This is a genomic window from Klebsiella sp. CN_Kp088 (genome assembly GCF_040064335.1).
Lineage (GTDB): Bacteria > Pseudomonadota > Gammaproteobacteria > Enterobacterales > Enterobacteriaceae > Klebsiella > Klebsiella aerogenes.
Genome location: NZ_JBEAIQ010000016.1, coordinates 62,667 through 79,151 on the forward strand (window position 1 = coordinate 62,667; position 16,485 = coordinate 79,151).

Consider the following 16,485-nt stretch of genomic DNA (forward strand, 5'->3'; position numbering starts at 1 on the left):
GGAGCAAGTCGATGGATTACACCAAAATCATCAAAGAAGTCGGGCGCGGCAAAAATCACGCTCGCGACCTGGATTTAGTCACGGCCCGTGCGCTGTATACGCGGATGTTAAACGGTGAAGTGGACGATCTGGAACTGGGCGCTATTCTCATTGCGCTGCGCATCAAGGGCGAAGGCGAAGCCGAAATGCAGGGCTTTTATGAGGCGATGCAGCTACAGACCATCCGCCTGACGCCGCCGGTAGCGAAACCGATGCCGATTGTTATCCCCAGCTATAACGGCGCGCGCAAACAGGCCAACCTGACGCCGCAGCTGGCGGTACTACTGCATAAACTCGGTTTCCCGGTGGTGGTTCATGGCGTCAGTCATGATCCAACCCGCATCCTGACCGAGACCATTTTTGCGCTGATGGGGATCCCGGCCACCACCCACGCGGGTCAGGCCCAGGCGCGTCTCGACAGCCATGAGCCGGTCTATATCCCGGTCGGAGCGCTGTGCCCGCCGCTGGAAAAGCAGCTGGCATTGCGTTGGCGGATGGGGGTGCGCAACAGCGCGCATACGCTGGCCAAGCTGGCGACGCCGTTCGCTGAAGATGCCGCGCTGCGTCTGTCGAGCGTGTCGCATCCGGAATATGTCGGCAAGGTCGCGGCGTTCTTTACGCAGATCGGTGGCCGGGCGCTGCTGATGCACGGTACCGAAGGTGAAGTCTATGCCAACCCGCAGCGCTGCCCGCAAATTAACCTGATTGATGCGGCGGGAACCAGAGTGTTGCATGAGCGGGCCGACGAGATTGTGCAGGAAAAAGTGGCATTGCCGGAATCCAAAGATCCTGAAATCACCGCGCGCTGGATTGAGCGCTGCGTGAGCGGTAGCGAGCCGGTTCCGCAGTCGCTGAAAATTCAGCTTGCCTGCTGCCTGGTTGCCACCGGTCAGGCGACTTCGCTCGCTAATGGCCTGGCGCAGGTTGCCGAACGCTGGTAAACGGACAAAAAAAAGCCCGTCCGGTGGCTCGGACGGGCAAACAAGGGTATTTAAAAGGTCTTTTCAGGGTTAATTCAGTGGCATTTCAGAGTATTGCTGCGATTATTTGTAGATAACCGCGGTACCGCTAACTTTGTTGTTGGTGTTAGCGGAGGTGATGCTGTAGCCGGTTGCGCCAGCGGCATCGGCTTTAGCAGCCAGTTTGGCTTCCAGACCATCCAGTGTTGTTGCGCCTTCAGCGGAAACAACGCCGATTTTATTCATGCTTTCTGCCTGGGCTGGGGTTACCGGCTGAGCGGCGAATGCGCCGAAAGACAGAGCGGAAAGGGCGATAGCAGCGGCAGCGTATTTGATGTTTTTCATAATTAATCTCTCGCAGTGTGTTCTGTAGGGGGACGATGTTCCGTCGATGTGATAAGTATCACGTTTTTTGTCGCGAGATAAAATCGAAGGAAATTCACAGTCTTCATCGAATTTTTTGAATGAAGAATAATTTATTGATTATTAATAAATTATTTTACGCTATTGCTGCGCTAGAAGGACAAACTAGTTGCCATGGCAACTAAAGGCACATTTTGCCACTTTTTTCGCCAAAAAACGTGCGTGAAAAGATAGCGCAATCAGCGGTAATGAACGGTAAAGGAAGGTCAGCGTAGCTGGCTGTCTTTGGAGCCACGACGATTATATCCTGAATATGTATTGTTGTGTAAATCTTTATCCTGCTGGCACTTCACGCAGTATCTGACCCCGGCGAGCGCCTTACGCCGCGCTTCCGGAATGGGCTCTCCGCATTCTTCACAAAATTTGTTGCTCTCTCCGCCAGGAAGCTCGCTGCGGGCGCGGGCGACGGCATCGTTTACCGTGCTGTCAATTTGATCCTGGACGGCCCCATCGTTTGCCCAACCTGATGCCATGATGCGCTCCTCGTATTAGCAATCTGTAAACAGTATAGAAAATATGGGGGCAAAAAATGCGCAGCCAAGTCCCGGGCGCCGGCATTGCCGCCTGCGTATTCCCGGCGCGGGCAGAAGGATTATTTATAAATAATCGCCGTGCCGGCTAATTTGTTGCCGCCGCCAGCGGCGTTTATTCGCCAGGCAATCGCCCCCTGCTGGTGGGCTTTTTGCGCCAGTTGCGCCTGTAAGTCGTCGAGGGTGCTGGCGCCGGAGGCGGAAACTGAGCCGGACGGGCGCAGCGGGCCAACGGCCACGGCAGCGGTCTCGGGGTTGTTGGCCTGTGTGGGTGAGGAGAGAAGAGCAAGGGCGATAAAAGCGGGGGCGAGCAGAAAGGTTCTCATGGCTATATCCTCATTAACAGCATGGGACATACCTTAAGTTTAGGTCGTGATGAGCAGAACCACCGGATAAATAATAGTGGGCAAACAAGCACTTTACGCGCTTATTGCCGCCGGGCATTCGCCCGCGGCGGCATGTATTATCCTTGCTACGCTAAAGTTAACGAGCGTCCGGGCGGATCATATCGAAGCGCTGGCTTTCATCAATGCTGTAGTAGGCCGTCGGCCCGCCGGCGCGTAAAATCGGCTGCGCTTTCGCGGTTTGATAAATCCCGTCTTCCAGCAGCGACTCATCGATATGCACGGCGACCACTTCACCGAGCACCAGCCAGCTATCGATGGCTTCACCGCTGGCGCGCGTTAACTGAATACACTGCGACAGGCGACATTCGAAGTTGACCGGGCTTTCCGCCACGCGCGGGGCGCGGACGATCCGGCTCGGCGCGGCGGTCAATCCGGCGCGCAGGAATTCATCTTCATGACGTGGAATAGTGGCGGAAGTTTCATTCATCGCTTCGGCGAGTGGCCGGGTAGCCAGATTCCAGACAAATTCTTTTGTTTCAACAATGTTCTGCACGCTGTCTTTCCAGCCGCCGCTGGCGAAACCGATGATCGGTGGCCGATAGTTAAAGCAGTTGAAGAAGCTGTAGGGGGCGAGATTACGTTGCCCTGCGCTATCGAGCGAAGCGATCCAGCCGATGGGGCGCGGCCCGACGATGGCATTCAGCGGGTCGTGCGGCAGGCCGTGGCCTTCGGCAGGTTGATAGAAGTACATAGAGCACCAGAAAGCGAAATAAGAAGATATCCAGACTCCCTTATTTACCGCGCCGCCGTCAACGGGTATCTTACGCGGCTGTTGAAAGGAGATTGCCATGAAAGCCGAAAAGCCGGGGTTGCACCCGCGTAACCGTCATCACCAACGCTATGATTTGCCAGCGCTGTGCCAGACTCATCCCGAGCTGCAAAGCTATATCACCCTGAATCCGGTAGGTGAGCAAACCATTGATTTTGCTAATCCACTGGCGGTGAAGGCGCTGAATAAGGCGCTGCTGGCGCACTTTTACGCGGTAAAACACTGGGATATTCCTGACGGCTTCTTGTGCCCGCCGGTGCCGGGACGCGCGGACTATATCCACCATCTGGCCGACCTGCTGGCGCAGGATAGCGGCGAGATCCCGAAAAATGCCACCATTCTCGATATCGGTACCGGCGCGAACTGCATCTATCCGCTGATTGGCGTGCATGAATACGGCTGGCGCTTTACCGGTAGCGAAGTCAACCCGCAGGCCTTTGCCAGCGCCCAGGCGATTATCAACGGCAACCCAGGGCTGACGCGACAAATTCGTCTGCGTCGTCAGAAAGAGGGCCAGGCAATCTTTACCGGCATCATTCATAAGAATGAAACCTATGATGCGACCCTCTGCAACCCGCCGTTCCACGATTCCGCCGCCAGCGCGCGTGCCGGTGGCGAGCGTAAACGCCGTAATCTGGGGCTGGGGGAAGATAGCGTACTGAACTTCGGCGGCCAGCAGCAGGAACTGTGGTGTGAAGGCGGCGAAGTGGCCTTTATTTCGCAGATGATCCGTGAAAGCCAGCAGTTCGGCCGCCAGGTTAAATGGTTTACCTCGCTGGTCTCCCGCGGCGACAATCTGCCGCCGCTGTATCGCCTGCTGACCGAAGTCTGCGCGGTGAAAGTGGTGAAAAAAGAGATGGCGCAGGGGCAGAAACAGAGCCGCTTTATCGCCTGGAGCTTTATGGACGACGCAAAGCGCCGCCGTCCATTTTAAGTCTCTGCCGCCGGGGTTACGTTGCCCGGCGGCGGCAATACCTGCCAGGTTTGTACCGGCGCACGCACGCCGGCGCGATCGAAATGCTGCTTCACCTGGGTATCGAGGGCAAAGCGTACCGCCCACTGCTTCAGCGGCAGCGTCGTAAAGCTGACGCGTAACGTAAACGCGGTATTGCTTAGTCCTACCAGCCCGGCGAACGACGGTTCGCCAATAATCAGCCCGCGGATCTCCTCCTGCGCCATCAGATCGTCTACCGCCGCCTTCAGCGCCTGATTGGCTTTATCCAAATCCTCCTGCCTGTCGACATCATAGTTGGCGACCACCGAACCGATCCCGCGCACAAAGTTGGCGAAGGTGGTTATCGAAGACCAGGGAATAATATGGTACGCCCCGGTATCCTGGCGCACGCCCACCGAGCGGATCGACATCCGTTCCACCGTGCCGGTTAATGGCCCGATGGTCACCAGATCGCCGGTGTTCATCCCGTTTTCAAACTGGATAAAGATGCCGGTAATAATATCTTTGACCAGCGTTTGGGCGCCGAAAGAGATAGCCAATCCTAATGCCCCGGCGCCCGCCAGCAGCGGCGCGATGTTCACCCCCACTTCCGACAATAAGATCATTATCGTAATAGTGGTAATGACCACCGCCAGCGCGTTGCGAAACAGCGTCAGCAGCGTTCTGGCGCGGGCGCTGGGCAGCGGGCGTCCATGAATGTCCGATGACAGGCGGTTCTCAATCAGGCTTGCCAGCAGGGTCCAGCCGACGGCGGAGAAGAACAGGATCAGCGCGATACGAATCAGGACATCCACCGTTTTCTGCCCGGCATCATTGTGAAGCCATTGCTGAAAATCAAATAGACCCCAGGCGCTCAGCAACAGCATCACCGCCACGCATACCGTAAGGATCCGCGCGGCTTTCAGCGAGGCGGAGATCCAGCCGTTGAGCCGTTTTTGCAGCTCCGGGTAGTGGCGTTGGGTTTCTGGCGACAGGGTGATGGTTTTGGCTATCCAGCGTGACAAAATACCGGATACCAGCGCCGCGGCGCCGACGATAGCCAGGCTGCGCAGCGTCGCGCCCATCATAAATTTGAGGCTGTTGCCGGGGTCAAAGAGCGAAAAGAAGAACAGCACGATAAAGTAAGCGCAGGCCAGCCAGTGCCAGACCAGAGCAAAAGCGCGAATAAACAAGCTGAAGAACGGCAGCGAGCGGTCGGCAAGATGGATAAGCCCCTGAGTGATGGCGCGTTTGTTGTGGAAAATCAGATACAGCGCCCACACCGTAATGCACAACATTATGATGACGTTGGCCAGCGCGCCAATCTGCACGTTAACCTGATTGGAGATAATCGGCACCGCTACGATCAGCCCGTAACCAATCAGGCTACTCAGGGCGCTGAGGCGTAAGTTCCAGTAGATTGCGTGTTCGTCGCTGATATTGAAGGGGCGTAAATCGGCAATCCGCGGGCAAAAAATCAATCGCAGAATGGCTTTAAAAAACTCGATCAGCGCGAAGGCGTTAAGAAACAGGCTTTGTTGGAAAGCAATGGTGCGGTTGCCGCCGTTTAAACGATCGCTTAACAGCTGGCCGATAAACAGCGTTAGCGCCAGCAGCAGCAGGTCAATGATAAAAGCGCCAGCGATGGTTGCCGGTAACTGGAGCCAGTTGTTGCGCTCACGGTTTTTGTGCCTTCCCCAATGGCCCATTTTGCGGTACAGCGGCAGCGCCGCCAGGCGTACTAACCACCAGAAGGCAAATACCAGCCCGGCCAGCAGCAGGAAGTCGCCAGCGGCATTGCGAAAAGCATCGGCATGGAAAGGCTTATGCGGCGAGCCGGTGATATTGCGCCATAGCTGCGAAAACCGTGACGACAGGCGCTCGCTATACTGGCGGCTAATTTCCGTCACGCTTTCCAGAACGGTTTGCTCGTCTTTGACTTCTGGCGGGGTCAGCGTGGGGGCGGCGGCAGGGGGCTGGGTAGCGGCGGCTTTGCGCAGCTCAGCGATTAACTCCTGCCGCGAGTCTGGATTATCCAGCACGTCAGCTAATGCCGCCCAGGCGGCTTTTTTTTGTTCGAGGTCAGGCTCGCTGGCTGTGCTTTTGTCGGTTGTCGCCGCCGGAATGCCGGGCAATGACGCCGCCGACAGCGGCGAAATCCACAGCGCAGCGAGCAACAGTAGGATCCACGGCATGGGCGCCTCCATTGCATCTCAAACTGCTAAGTATAGAAGGGGTCAGAGGAGAAGGAGCGGTGGGATGAATCTGGAAAGCGGCTCTCCCCTTACCGGGGAGAGCCGGGCGCATCAGGCTACGTGCTGTAAAAACTCGCGCAGACGCGGGCTTGGCGGGTTCTTCACCAGAACCTGCGGGTCGCCGTCTTCGGCGATGCGGCCTTTATCGATGAAGATCAGCCGTGATGCCACTTTTTCAGCAAAGCCGATTTCGTGGGTTACGATGACCATCGTCATGCCTTCCTCGGCCAGGTCCTGCATGACTTTCAGCACTTCATGGCGTAGTTCCGGGTCAAGTGCCGAAGTCGGCTCATCAAACAGCATCATTTTCGGTTTCACCGCCAGCGCACGGGCAATGGCGACTCGCTGCTGCTGGCCGCCGGAGAGTTCGGATGGATAGTGGTGCGCGCGTTCTGCGAGACCCACCTTCGCCAGCAGCTCTTTCGCCAGCGTTTCCGCCGCCGCTTTCGACGCGCCGCGCACGCGCTGCGGGCCGAACATCACGTTCTCCAGCGCCGTCAGGTGCGGGAACAGATAGAACTGCTGGAATACCATTCCGGCTTCCTGGCGAATTAAGCGCTCGTCAACTTTCGGGTCGTTCACCTTCAGGCCATCGACGATAAGATCGCCGCTGGTGATCTCTTCCAGTTTATTGATGCAGCGCAGCAGCGTGGATTTACCGGAGCCGGACGGCCCGATGATCACGACCACTTCGCCTTTGTTGATCTTCAGATCGATATCGTGCAGCACTTTAGTCGGGCCAAAGTGTTTGGAAACGTTTTTAAATTCAATCACAGGATTTTCATCCTTCTTTCAAGACGACGCAGAATGAAGCTCAACACCAGGGTGATGATCAGATAAATGACGGCAACGGCGCTCCAGATTTCCAGTGCGCGGAAGTTACCGGCAATAATTTCCTGGCCCTGGCGGGTCAGTTCGGCGACGCCGATAACGATAAACAGCGACGTATCTTTGATACTGATAATCCATTGGTTACCGAGCGGCGGCAGCATACGGCGCAGCGCCAGCGGCAGGATCACGTGGCGGATGGTCTCGCGGCGGGAGAGTCCCAGCGCCAGACCCGCTTCGCGGAAACCTTTATGGATGGACAGCACCGCGCCGCGGGTGATTTCCGCGATATAGGCCCCGGAGTTGATCATGATGGTCACCACCGCGGCGGTGAACGGGTCGATGCGTAAGTCGCTAAACGCCATCGGCAGCGCGAAGTAAATGAACATCACCTGCACCACAATAGGCGTGCCGCGGATGATTTCAATAAATACCAGCGCGATGTGGTTGGCTATCCAGCCGCCGAAACAGCGGGCGAAACCGGCCACCAGACCGATGATAAGGCCGCCAACCAGGCCGAGGACCGAAATCCACAGCGTCATTTTGGCGCCTTCCAGCAAAATAGGAATGGCGGGCCAGATGGCACTCCAGTCAAACTGCATAATGTGTTCCTGTTACTGTTACCGTGTCGAAAGCAGAGAAAGCCTCTGCGAATACGGCGCCGGGCAAAGAGACCCTGGCGCCGTGGAGCCCGCGGCGGATTGGCCGCGGGAAGTCGTCCTGATTATTATTTTGGTTCAGTACCGAACCATTTTTTGTAAATTTCGTTGTAGGTGCCGTTTTCACGCAGCGTTTTCAGCGCGCCGTTCACTTTTTCGCGCAGTTCGTCGCTGCCTTTCGGGAAGGCGATACCGTAGCTTTGCGCTTCCAGCGATTCGCCTACCGCTTTGAACTTGCCCTGACCGGCAGTTTTAATGAAGTACAGGATGTTTGGCGTGTCGTGCAGTACCGCGTCAGCGCGGCCGGTGCCCAGTTCCATATAAGCGTTATCAATGTTCGGGAACTGGCGCAGATCTTTGGTTTTGATGTTGGCTTTCGCATAATCAACGGAGCCGGTGCCGCTCTTCACGGCGACCACTTTGCCGTTCAGATCTTTCACATCTTTAATGTCATTGTTTTTCGCGTTCACCATCACCAGCAGGCCGCTTTTGTAGTAGCCGTCGGAGAAGTCGATTGCTTTTTTACGCTCGTCGGTGATGGTGATCCCCGCCAGCGCCAGATCGATGTTTTTGGTCTGCAGCGCGGGAATGATGCCGCTGAAGTCCATTGGTTTCAGGGTGTAGTCCAGTTTCAGCTCTTTAGCGACCGCGGCCCACAGGTCAATATCGAAGCCGACGTATTTATCACCTTGCTTAAATTCAAACGGAACAAACGCCGTATCGGTGGCGACTACCAGTTTTTTATCTGCGGCGTGAGACGAAACCGCAAAAGCCAGGGTCAGTGCAGCCAGTGACACTTTTAATACAGACTTCATAGTATTTCCTTTTTTATCCACGGGACGAGCCCCTGCGAGAACGTGTAGCCTAATGAAAAAATCGTGCCAGTTTTACAAGCTATTGTTTTTCAACAGGAGCTTTCATATTGCTTGCACAATTTCGGTTACTCGATACAGCAAACGCACCGTGACGGGGCATCATTTTGGTGCAATATAAACGTAGCGAATAACCAGAGCATTTTTAACGCAAACCCTGATGGGAAAACAATCTTGCTGTAACGATTGTGTGAGGTGATTATTACAATTGTTTTACTTTAGTACGTATTGTGTACATACATATGCACCAAAAGTGGGCGAGCTAAGCGATTGCGGGGGGGAGCGTGGGAGAAAAGGAAAAAGCCGCCAGCGGGCGCTGACGGCGGTAGACGCTTATTCGATATTCGCTTCGATGAACCACAGGAATTTATCCAGGTCGCGGGAAGCCGCGGTAAAGATATCGGCGGTGTCTTCATCTTTCGCTTCGCTGATCGCTTTACGCACATCATTGGCCACGATGGCGTAACGGTCCGCCAGCTCTTTCAGGTGTTCCTGAACGGAGTGAATATCCAGCGGGTAGCTTTTCAGCGGGCTTTTGCTGTTGATGACCTGAGTGGTGCCCAGTGCGACGCCGCCCAGTTGAACGGCACGTTCAGCCATCGTATCAAGGTGATCGGTGAGCGCAGTGCGGAAACCATCCAGCATTTCATGGACAGCAATAAAGTTGGCACCGCGCATATTCCAGTGGGCCTGCTTGGTGATCAGAGACAGGTCGATGAACTGGATCACCTGGCGATTCAGCAGCTCAATAGTCGCTTTCTTCTCATTGTCTGCCACATCGTTACGGGTGTAGAGCAGGTTAGACGCTTTAGTTTTAACCAGTTTTGCGGTACTCATAGTTTCATATCCTCTTGATATTGATACTCGTCATACTTCAAATTTGAATTATGTAGAGCGTTTGTCCCAAATGACTTCGGGACTAATTATAGCAAGGGATATCGGGTATGAGGCATCGGCTGTCCATATCAGTTTGATAGCACAGAGTTGTTGGCTATTTAAAAAAACATTTTAATTCAATTTGTTAGCATGAGACGGCTGGCCCGATACCGTCACGGGCCAGTGCGGTAACAAAATCTTAATTTATATCGACTTTCTCGATTTTGCTTTGCCGCTGCATGGTCAGCGTGGAACCCATTGAGGCAACGATAATGGCCCCTAATGCCAGAGTTTGCGTCAGGGTTAGCGTCTCGCCGAGGAACACCATTCCCGACAGCGCCGCCAGAGCCGGCTCCATGCTCATCAGCGTGCCGAAGGTACGGGTGGGCATCCGGGTCAGGGCGATCATTTCCAGCGAATAGGGTAGGGCGGTGGAGAGAATGGCGATGCCAAGCCCCAGCGGCAGCAACGACCATTGCAGCAGCGTATCGCTGGCCTGGACGACGCCGATGGGCACAAAAATTACCGCCGCGATGAGCGAGCCCATGGCCACCGTCGCCGGGCCATGTTCTTCACCCGCGCGCTGGCCGGTAAGAATATAGACCGCCCAGAATGCGCCGGCGCCGAGCGCGAACAGCGCGCCGACTAAATCCACTTCCCCTACGTTTTGCCCAAGCGGCAGCAGGAACCACAGCCCGAGCACCGCCAGCGCCACCCAGACGAAATCAAGCGGGCGGCGTGAACCGAAGAGCGCCACCGCCAGCGGCCCGGTGAACTCCAGCGCGACCGCGACGCCAAGCGGGATCCGCTGAAGCGATAAATAGAAGAGATAGTTCATCGCCCCTAGCGCCACGCCGTAAAAGAACAGCGGTAGCCGCTGCTGCGGGGCAAAGCGCAGTCGCCACGGCTTAAAAATAACGACTAAAATTAAAGTGCCGAGCGTCAGGCGTAGAGCGGTGACTCCCGGTGCGCCAATCAACGGGAAGAGCGATTTCGCCAGAGATGCGCCGCTCTGAATGGAGACCATGGCGATCAAAATAACCAGTATCGGCAACCACGCCGGAACTTTACGGGACGAGCCGGGCATCCTTTCTCCTGTCAGGGTTTGTCAAAAGAGGTAAAGGTTCCAGTGTACTGGAATAACCGCTTAACGGTTTAGCGATTGTTGAAAAAAGAGGGTGGAAAAACAGTACAATGGCGTAAAATGCGTAGGGGAATGCCTTCGCGACTAAGAATAATCTGGATGCACAGCGCTTACGGCTGGTAAACGTTAAGCACTTTTTGCGCGAAAAGTGTTTGATTTCCAGATTGTTACGAAATCGTGGAAACTTTTGCTTACATGAAAAAGTATGTTAGACAATGTAAAGTCAAAAGAGTTTCCCAAAAGTTTTTGATATATTTAAGACTTAGGACTTATTAGAAACACATTTGAGGTGGTTATGAATAAAATTGCACGTCTTTCAGCACTGGCCGTTGTTCTGGCTGCATCCGTAGGTACTACTGCTTTCGCTGCAACTTCTACCGTTACCGGTGGTTACGCTCAGAGCGACATGCAGGGTAAAGCTAACAAAGCAGGCGGTTTCAACCTTAAGTACCGTTACGAGCAAGATAACAACCCGCTGGGCGTTATCGGTTCCTTCACCTACACCGAAAAAGACAACACCAGCAACGGTACTTACAACAAAGGTCAGTACTACGGCATCACCGCTGGTCCGGCTTACCGTCTGAACGACTGGGCGAGCATCTACGGCGTAATCGGTGTTGGCTACGGTAAGTTCCAGAACAACAACTTCCCGAACCACAAATCCGACATGAGCGACTACGGTTTCTCTTACGGCGCTGGTATGCAGTTCAACCCGATCGAAAACGTTGCCCTGGACTTCTCCTACGAGCAGTCTCGCATTCGTAACGTTGACGTCGGCACCTGGATTGCTGGCGTAGGTTACCGCTTCTAATCACTTCGGTGATATAAAAAATCCGCCTCAAGGGGCGGATTTTTTTTGTCTGTGATTCGGCGATACCGTTTAGTTGACGGTAAACTCGTCGCTGCCCAGATGGTTGTAGTCCACCTTCTGTAACTGGAAATTGGTGATATACACCGGTCCGGCTTTCTGTTCCGAGATAAAGCGATAGCGTGGGGTAATTTCCTGTGCGCTGATGCCGGTCCACTGCGAGAAGAAGCTGAGGAAATCATTCGCCGAGCGGCGGGCTTTAATCATCTTATGCGCTTTATCGTCGCTGGAGAGCACCATAAACGGTACCTGGAAGTTCTGCTGATATTTGTCATCATGGGCGAGATACTGCACCGCCTTACCGCGTTCTTTAAATGCCAGACCGTGATCGGAAAAATAGGTGAGCGAGAAAGAGCTGCCGGAATTCTGTAGCTGGCCGTAGAGTTTCGCCAACAGCGCGTCGGTTTGCGTCACGCTGTAGAGATAGCATGAGGTCTCCTTTGACTGCACAAAGGTGGTGTACTTGCCTTTGGTACGATCGCAGGCCTGCGGGTGCGAGCCCATAATATGCAATACGATCAACTGCGGCTGGCTGCGCTCGACTGATAAGACCTGCTCGGTCAGTTTCAGCAACTGCTCATCCTGCGTATTTTTATTGGCTTCAAAATCCCCATTTTTCAGGAACTGCACCTCATCGGCGCGTTTGGCGATGCTGGCGATGGCGGTGTCGTATTCACCAATTTGCCCTTGATTGGAGAACCACCAGGTTTGGAAGCCCGCGCGGTTGGCGAGGGTGACGAAGTTATCCTGATACTGGGGTTTACCGTCTACCACCCGATTGAGGGTCAGGCCCAGCGATTTCTGCGTGGAGCCGCTGGCGGCGACGTAGTTTTTAAACAGATAGCCGTTGACCGAACTGGCGAACGGCGTGTTGTCCCAGTGGCCGCCGAAAGCGCCAAGCGCATCGCGGCGCGCGCTCTCACCAATCACCACGACATAGAGATGGTACTTCGGCTTCACCGCCAGCACGTGCCAGCTATCTTTCATGTTCGCCAACTGCGCCATCCGCGCCTGTTCATCCAGCACTTCATTGTTATTAACGATCACGTCTTTTACGAAGCGCACGGCGGGATAACCGCTATCAATGACTTTAAAGACGCCGCCCCAGGCCAGATTCTGCACAGGTTGCAGGAAGAAGATACCGATGCTAAACAGCAACCCCAGATATTCCACTTTGCCAAGGCGCGCGGGCGGCTGTGGTTTCCGCCGTACGGCAATGACGCCGAGGGCGAAGATAAATACCGCCAGCAAATAGTTGTACCACGGGAAAATAGTGAGAATTTCCGTCGACTCTTCCACGTTGGTGGCGTGCAGCGCCAGCAACGTATTGAAGTTTGGCGCGCCGTAAGCCTGGCCGAAGGGATAGTACATCGCGGCCAGCAGGGAATAGAGGCCAACTATCCCTTTTTGTACCCGCGGAAAGGTGCGCCAAAGCAGATGGAGTACACAGGTAAACGCAACGGTATAGAGCAAGCTAAATTCATACCCAAGCGCCAGATTTATCAACAGCGACTGTAAAAAGTAGAATCCTGTCCACGGGTTCAGGGCCAGTCTGCGGGCGGCCAGCGTTTCTTTCAGAGTGACATTCATAATTCGTAATCAACAAGACGCCATGTTCGTCCCCTGGCATCAAGGGGGTAAAACCTGCTGGACAGTGCGTGAAGAGGGTCTCTGCGAGCCGCAGTAGTGGCAGGGCTGACAAACGATAGGGCCTGCGAATGGTAAGGTCAACTATTCATAACAGATTGTTTTGCGAGAAAGCTTACAAAACTTGAAAAAAGCGCTGAAAGGCGAGGCAACCGGGTAGGTTAACGGGGAAAAATGACAAAAAAATGAAGCGGCGTACCGCGACGCCGCGTTAGTGGTTAGGTTTATCCTGCTGCGGTTTGCCGTTGATCATGTCGCACAGCATGCCGATCAGCATTAAGCGTACTTTAAAGGGTGAATGGCTAAACACGTTTAAGCACCTCTTGAATTCGTTCATGGTTATTCCTCCTGCGTTTTCGCGCCGTCAAATCCGTGATGGCTGTTTGCATTACATACAGATATAGCACAGGCTATATTTTATAGCTATGGCTAAAATGTTATTTTTTTGTGCTACGGGCGCAATCCATTACAATGTGGATCCTTTTATATGATGCTTGACGCGTCACACCAACGAGGAAGCACAATGAACCGTCGCGCAGGTAAGCCCATAACTAAAAAAGTGACGCAGCTGGTTAATGTCGAAGAACACGTAGAGGGGTTTCGTCAGGTGCGCGAAGCGCATCGTCGCGAGCTGATAGATGACTATGTGGAGCTGATCTCCGATCTGATCAACGAAGTGGGCGAAGCGCGCCAGGTGGATATGGCTGCGCGTCTTGGCGTTTCGCAACCGACGGTGGCGAAAATGCTTAAACGTCTGGCGAGCGTCGGCTTGATCGAACAGATCCCCTGGCGCGGGATCTTCTTAACCCCGGAAGGGGAAAAACTAGCCCATGAAAGTCGTGAGCGTCATCAGATTGTGGAAAACTTTCTGCTGGCGATTGGCGTGAGTCCGGAGATTGCCCGCCGCGACGCCGAGGGAATGGAACACCACGTTAGCGAAGAGACGCTGGCGCAATTTAAGCTGTTTACCCAGAGATTACACGCAGAATGAATCTCCCCCTTGTGCAGTCGCTCGCTCGCGACCGTTTCCTGCATCTTTTGTTACTTATCGCCGTTATCCTTAGCCTGTTTGTTCCTTTCGCGCCTCAGCGCTGGGGGCAGGCTATCGACTGGCACACGATCATCACCCTTAGTGGGCTAATGCTGCTGACCAAAGGGATTGAACTGAGCGGTTATTTTGATGTGCTGGGGCGCAAAATGGCGCGCCGTTTCGTCACCGAACGCCAACTGGCCATCTTCATGGTGCTGGCTGCCGCGCTGCTTTCCACTTTTTTGACCAACGACGTCGCGCTGTTCATTGTCGTTCCCCTCACGTTAACACTGAAAAAATGGTGCGCCATCCCGGTGAACCGGCTGATTATTTTTGAAGCACTGGCGGTTAACGCCGGCTCTTTATTAACGCCCATCGGCAATCCGCAGAATATTTTACTGTGGGGCCGCTCCGGGCTATCGTTTCTTGCCTTTATCGGCCAGATGCTGCCGCTGGCGGCGGCGATGATGATCACGCTATTGGTGCTGTGTTGGTTCTGTTTCCCCGCCGCTCGGCTCAATTATCAAAGTAGCGACAAAGCGCCGGAGTGGCGGCCGAGGCTGGTGTGGAGCTGCCTCGCTTTCTACCTTATCTTTCTGGCGGCGCTGGAGATGAAGCAGGAACTCTGGGGACTGTCGATCATTGCCGTCGGGTTCCTGCTGCTGGCGCGAGCGGTGATTATCAACGTCGACTGGTCGCTGCTGCTGGTGTTTATGGCGATGTTTATCGACGTTCATCTGCTGACGCAGTTGCCGGTGCTGCAGCAGTGGCTGAACGACGTCGGCCAGCTCTCGCATGGCGGGCTATGGCTGACGGCAATTGGCCTGTCGCAGTTTATCAGCAACGTGCCGTCGACTATTTTGCTGCTCAATTACGTGCCGCCAACGATGCTGTTAGCCTGGGCGGTGAACGTCGGCGGCTTTGGACTGCTGCCCGGATCGCTGGCGAACCTGATTGCGCTGCGGATGGCCGGCGACCGCCGGATCTGGTGGCGTTTTCATCTTTATTCCATTCCGCTGCTGATCTGGGCGGCGCTCACTGGTTACGCCATGCTCGCGCTGTGGCGCTGATTTTCAGAGGATTGGGCAAGAAACGGGCAGGAACACCCCATTCGCGATGACGACGCTCGGGCTATAACTATCTGGCTGACGTTAATCATCCGAATGAGGAGACTGCTATGCGTTATCAAAAACTGGGAAATACCGGCCTGTTTGTCTCTGAGCTGTGCCTTGGCACCATGACCTTCGGCGGCGAAGAGGGGATGTGGGGAAAAATCGGCCAGCTGCGCCAGGCGGAAGCCGAACAGCTGGTGGGCAGCGCGCTGGATGCGGGCATCAACTTCATCGATACCGCCAACGTTTATTCAGAAGGACGCTCGGAGGAGATCACCGGCCAGGCGTTAAAGAATCTGAAGATACCGCGTGAAAACGTGGTGGTGGCGACCAAAGTGTTCGGCGAAACCGGCACCGCTGGGGTGAACTCGCGCGGCAGCTCACGCTACCACATTATGGGCAGCGTGAAAGAGAGCCTGCGCCGCCTGCAGCTCGATCATATCGATCTCTATCAATTACACGGTTTCGATCCGGCGACGCCTATTGAAGAGACGCTGTCGGCGCTGGACACCCTGGTGCAGCAGGGGCATGTGCGCTATATCGGTGTTTCTAACTGGGCGGCATGGCAAATCGCCAAAGCGCTGGGCATCGCGGAACGCCTCGGGCTCTCGCGCTTTGCTTCTCTGCAGGCTTACTACACGATTGCCGGGCGTGAGCTGGAACGCGAACTGGTGCCGATGATGCAAAGCGAAGGTCTCGGCCTGATGGTCTGGAGCCCGCTAGCGGGCGGTCTGCTGAGCGGTAAATATCGCCGCGATGGTCAGGCGGAAGCGGGCGGTCGTCGACTGGAGTTCGATTTCCCGCCGGTGAATAAAGATCGCGCCTTTGACTGCATTGACGTTATGCAGGTGATAGCCGAAGCGAAAGGGGTCTCGGTGGCGCAGATTGCGCTGGCGTGGTTACTGCATCAGCCGGCGGTCACCAGCGTTATTATTGGCGCCAAACGGGCCGAGCAGTTGCAGGATAACATTGCCGCCACCGCTATTCGCCTGAGTGAAGATGAGCTGCGCCAGCTTGACGCGGTCAGCGCGCTGCCGCGCGAGTATCCGGGTTGGATGCTGGAGCGCCAGGGGGAATATCGCCGTAAGCAGCTTGACGCGCAGTAACGCTGTTTTTTCGTGCTTATAAAGATC

Annotated in this window: 18 protein-coding genes; 6 read left to right on the forward strand and 12 right to left on the reverse strand. The window is 55.0% G+C overall.

Going from position 1 to position 16,485, the window contains the following annotated elements; all coding sequences use genetic code 11:
- Window positions 1-11 precede the first annotated feature (11 nt).
- Window positions 12-980 (forward strand): DNA-binding protein YbiB, encoded by a 969-nt coding sequence (gene ybiB / locus ABLV08_RS06975; RefSeq protein ID WP_348855685.1) that lies wholly within the window; start codon window positions 12-14, stop codon window positions 978-980.
- A 102-nt stretch (window positions 981-1,082) separates the two neighbouring features.
- Here the strand turns inward: ybiB and ybiJ are convergent, their stop codons facing one another.
- The 4 genes from ybiJ to ABLV08_RS06995 form a co-directional block, all read right to left on the reverse strand.
- The gene (gene ybiJ, locus ABLV08_RS06980; RefSeq protein ID WP_015367588.1) at window positions 1,083-1,343 is read right to left on the reverse strand and encodes a DUF1471 family protein YbiJ; all 261 of its coding nucleotides are present in this window, start codon (window positions 1,341-1,343) and stop codon (window positions 1,083-1,085) included.
- 284 nt (window positions 1,344-1,627) lie between these two features.
- The gene (locus tag ABLV08_RS06985) at window positions 1,628-1,894 is read right to left on the reverse strand and encodes a DksA/TraR family C4-type zinc finger protein (RefSeq protein ID WP_015367587.1); all 267 of its coding nucleotides are present in this window, start codon (window positions 1,892-1,894) and stop codon (window positions 1,628-1,630) included.
- 119 nt (window positions 1,895-2,013) lie between these two features.
- Window positions 2,014-2,277, reverse strand: a complete 264-nt coding sequence (locus ABLV08_RS06990) for a YdgH/BhsA/McbA-like domain containing protein (RefSeq protein ID WP_074164477.1) — start codon at window positions 2,275-2,277, stop codon at window positions 2,014-2,016.
- 157 nt (window positions 2,278-2,434) lie between these two features.
- Window positions 2,435-3,049: a flavin reductase family protein gene (locus ABLV08_RS06995; RefSeq protein WP_015704818.1), complete on the reverse strand. Its 615-nt coding sequence runs from the start codon at window positions 3,047-3,049 to the stop codon at window positions 2,435-2,437.
- Window positions 3,050-3,146: 97 nt separating this feature from the next.
- Between ABLV08_RS06995 and rlmF the strand changes: the two genes are divergently transcribed.
- Window positions 3,147-4,061 carry a 23S rRNA (adenine(1618)-N(6))-methyltransferase RlmF gene (gene rlmF / locus ABLV08_RS07000; RefSeq protein WP_348855686.1) on the forward strand — a complete coding sequence of 305 codons (915 nt, stop codon included), beginning with the start codon at window positions 3,147-3,149 and terminating at the stop codon, window positions 4,059-4,061.
- Here the strand turns inward: rlmF and ybiO are convergent.
- The 6 genes from ybiO to rhtA all read right to left on the reverse strand — a co-directional run bounded on the left by ybiO (window position 4,058) and on the right by rhtA (window position 10,638).
- A complete protein-coding gene (ybiO, locus tag ABLV08_RS07005) occupies window positions 4,058-6,256 on the reverse strand; it encodes a mechanosensitive channel protein (RefSeq protein WP_348855687.1) in 2,199 nt (732 codons plus the stop codon). The genes rlmF and ybiO overlap by 4 nt on opposite strands.
- Window positions 6,257-6,367: 111 nt before the next feature.
- The gene (gene glnQ / locus ABLV08_RS07010; protein WP_015367582.1) at window positions 6,368-7,090 is read right to left on the reverse strand and encodes a glutamine ABC transporter ATP-binding protein GlnQ; all 723 of its coding nucleotides are present in this window, start codon (window positions 7,088-7,090) and stop codon (window positions 6,368-6,370) included.
- Window positions 7,087-7,746, reverse strand: coding sequence for a glutamine ABC transporter permease GlnP (glnP, locus tag ABLV08_RS07015; protein ID WP_015367581.1), 660 nt, complete (start codon window positions 7,744-7,746; stop codon window positions 7,087-7,089). Before glnP ends, glnQ begins: the two co-directional genes overlap by 4 nt.
- Window positions 7,747-7,871: 125 nt before the next feature.
- Complete coding sequence (gene glnH, locus ABLV08_RS07020) at window positions 7,872-8,618, reverse strand: glutamine ABC transporter substrate-binding protein GlnH (RefSeq protein WP_015367580.1); 747 nt, start codon at window positions 8,616-8,618, stop codon at window positions 7,872-7,874.
- A 390-nt stretch (window positions 8,619-9,008) separates the two neighbouring features.
- Window positions 9,009-9,512 (reverse strand): DNA starvation/stationary phase protection protein Dps, encoded by a 504-nt coding sequence (gene dps, locus ABLV08_RS07025; protein WP_015704821.1) that lies wholly within the window; start codon window positions 9,510-9,512, stop codon window positions 9,009-9,011.
- Window positions 9,513-9,750: 238 nt separating this feature from the next.
- A complete protein-coding gene (gene rhtA / locus ABLV08_RS07030; RefSeq protein ID WP_015704822.1) occupies window positions 9,751-10,638 on the reverse strand; it encodes a threonine/homoserine exporter RhtA in 888 nt (295 codons plus the stop codon).
- Between the two features lie 352 nt (window positions 10,639-10,990).
- On the opposite strand from rhtA, the gene ompX reads away from it, so the two are divergent.
- Window positions 10,991-11,506: an outer membrane protein OmpX gene (gene ompX / locus ABLV08_RS07035; protein WP_015704823.1), complete on the forward strand. Its 516-nt coding sequence runs from the start codon at window positions 10,991-10,993 to the stop codon at window positions 11,504-11,506.
- A 69-nt stretch (window positions 11,507-11,575) separates the two neighbouring features.
- On the opposite strand, the gene ABLV08_RS07040 is transcribed toward ompX, so the two are convergent.
- Both ABLV08_RS07040 and mntS read right to left on the reverse strand, forming a co-directional pair.
- Complete coding sequence (locus ABLV08_RS07040; RefSeq protein ID WP_045360002.1) at window positions 11,576-13,153, reverse strand: phosphoethanolamine transferase; 1,578 nt, start codon at window positions 13,151-13,153, stop codon at window positions 11,576-11,578.
- Window positions 13,154-13,421: 268 nt separating this feature from the next.
- A complete protein-coding gene (mntS, locus tag ABLV08_RS07045; RefSeq protein WP_015367575.1) occupies window positions 13,422-13,547 on the reverse strand; it encodes a manganase accumulation protein MntS in 126 nt (41 codons plus the stop codon).
- Window positions 13,548-13,733: 186 nt separating this feature from the next.
- Between mntS and mntR the strand changes: the two genes are divergently transcribed.
- The 3 genes from mntR to ABLV08_RS07060 all read left to right on the forward strand — a co-directional run bounded on the left by mntR (window position 13,734) and on the right by ABLV08_RS07060 (window position 16,458).
- The gene (mntR, locus tag ABLV08_RS07050) at window positions 13,734-14,201 is read left to right on the forward strand and encodes a manganese-binding transcriptional regulator MntR (RefSeq protein ID WP_015367574.1); all 468 of its coding nucleotides are present in this window, start codon (window positions 13,734-13,736) and stop codon (window positions 14,199-14,201) included.
- A complete protein-coding gene (locus tag ABLV08_RS07055) occupies window positions 14,198-15,310 on the forward strand; it encodes an anion transporter (RefSeq protein WP_032707652.1) in 1,113 nt (370 codons plus the stop codon). The genes mntR and ABLV08_RS07055 overlap by 4 nt, the downstream gene beginning before the upstream one ends.
- Before the next feature lie 107 nt (window positions 15,311-15,417).
- Window positions 15,418-16,458: an aldo/keto reductase gene (locus tag ABLV08_RS07060; RefSeq protein WP_015704826.1), complete on the forward strand. Its 1,041-nt coding sequence runs from the start codon at window positions 15,418-15,420 to the stop codon at window positions 16,456-16,458.
- Window positions 16,459-16,485 lie beyond the last annotated feature (27 nt).

Excerpts from the sequence above, each read along its gene's own strand:
- dps (WP_015704821.1), bottom strand. The coding sequence starts at position 9,512 with ATGAGTACCGCAAAACTGGTTAAAACTAAAGCGTCTAACCTGCTCTAC.
- ybiO (WP_348855687.1), bottom strand. The coding sequence starts at position 6,256 with ATGCCGTGGATCCTACTGTTGCTCGCTGCGCTGTGGATTTCGCCGCTG.
- ABLV08_RS07055 (WP_032707652.1), top strand. The coding sequence starts at position 14,198 with ATGAATCTCCCCCTTGTGCAGTCGCTCGCTCGCGACCGTTTCCTGCAT.
- ABLV08_RS06995 (WP_015704818.1), bottom strand. The coding sequence starts at position 3,049 with ATGTACTTCTATCAACCTGCCGAAGGCCACGGCCTGCCGCACGACCCG.
- ABLV08_RS07060 (WP_015704826.1), top strand. The coding sequence starts at position 15,418 with ATGCGTTATCAAAAACTGGGAAATACCGGCCTGTTTGTCTCTGAGCTG.
- glnH (WP_015367580.1), bottom strand. The coding sequence starts at position 8,618 with ATGAAGTCTGTATTAAAAGTGTCACTGGCTGCACTGACCCTGGCTTTT.
- ABLV08_RS06990 (WP_074164477.1), bottom strand. The coding sequence starts at position 2,277 with ATGAGAACCTTTCTGCTCGCCCCCGCTTTTATCGCCCTTGCTCTTCTC.
- ompX (WP_015704823.1), top strand. The coding sequence starts at position 10,991 with ATGAATAAAATTGCACGTCTTTCAGCACTGGCCGTTGTTCTGGCTGCA.
- mntS (WP_015367575.1), bottom strand. The coding sequence starts at position 13,547 with ATGAACGAATTCAAGAGGTGCTTAAACGTGTTTAGCCATTCACCCTTT.
- mntR (WP_015367574.1), top strand. The coding sequence starts at position 13,734 with ATGAACCGTCGCGCAGGTAAGCCCATAACTAAAAAAGTGACGCAGCTG.
- rlmF (WP_348855686.1), top strand. The coding sequence starts at position 3,147 with ATGAAAGCCGAAAAGCCGGGGTTGCACCCGCGTAACCGTCATCACCAA.
- ybiB (WP_348855685.1), top strand. The coding sequence starts at position 12 with ATGGATTACACCAAAATCATCAAAGAAGTCGGGCGCGGCAAAAATCAC.
- ABLV08_RS06985 (WP_015367587.1), bottom strand. The coding sequence starts at position 1,894 with ATGGCATCAGGTTGGGCAAACGATGGGGCCGTCCAGGATCAAATTGAC.
- rhtA (WP_015704822.1), bottom strand. The coding sequence starts at position 10,638 with ATGCCCGGCTCGTCCCGTAAAGTTCCGGCGTGGTTGCCGATACTGGTT.
- glnP (WP_015367581.1), bottom strand. The coding sequence starts at position 7,746 with ATGCAGTTTGACTGGAGTGCCATCTGGCCCGCCATTCCTATTTTGCTG.
- ABLV08_RS07040 (WP_045360002.1), bottom strand. The coding sequence starts at position 13,153 with ATGAATGTCACTCTGAAAGAAACGCTGGCCGCCCGCAGACTGGCCCTG.
- ybiJ (WP_015367588.1), bottom strand. The coding sequence starts at position 1,343 with ATGAAAAACATCAAATACGCTGCCGCTGCTATCGCCCTTTCCGCTCTG.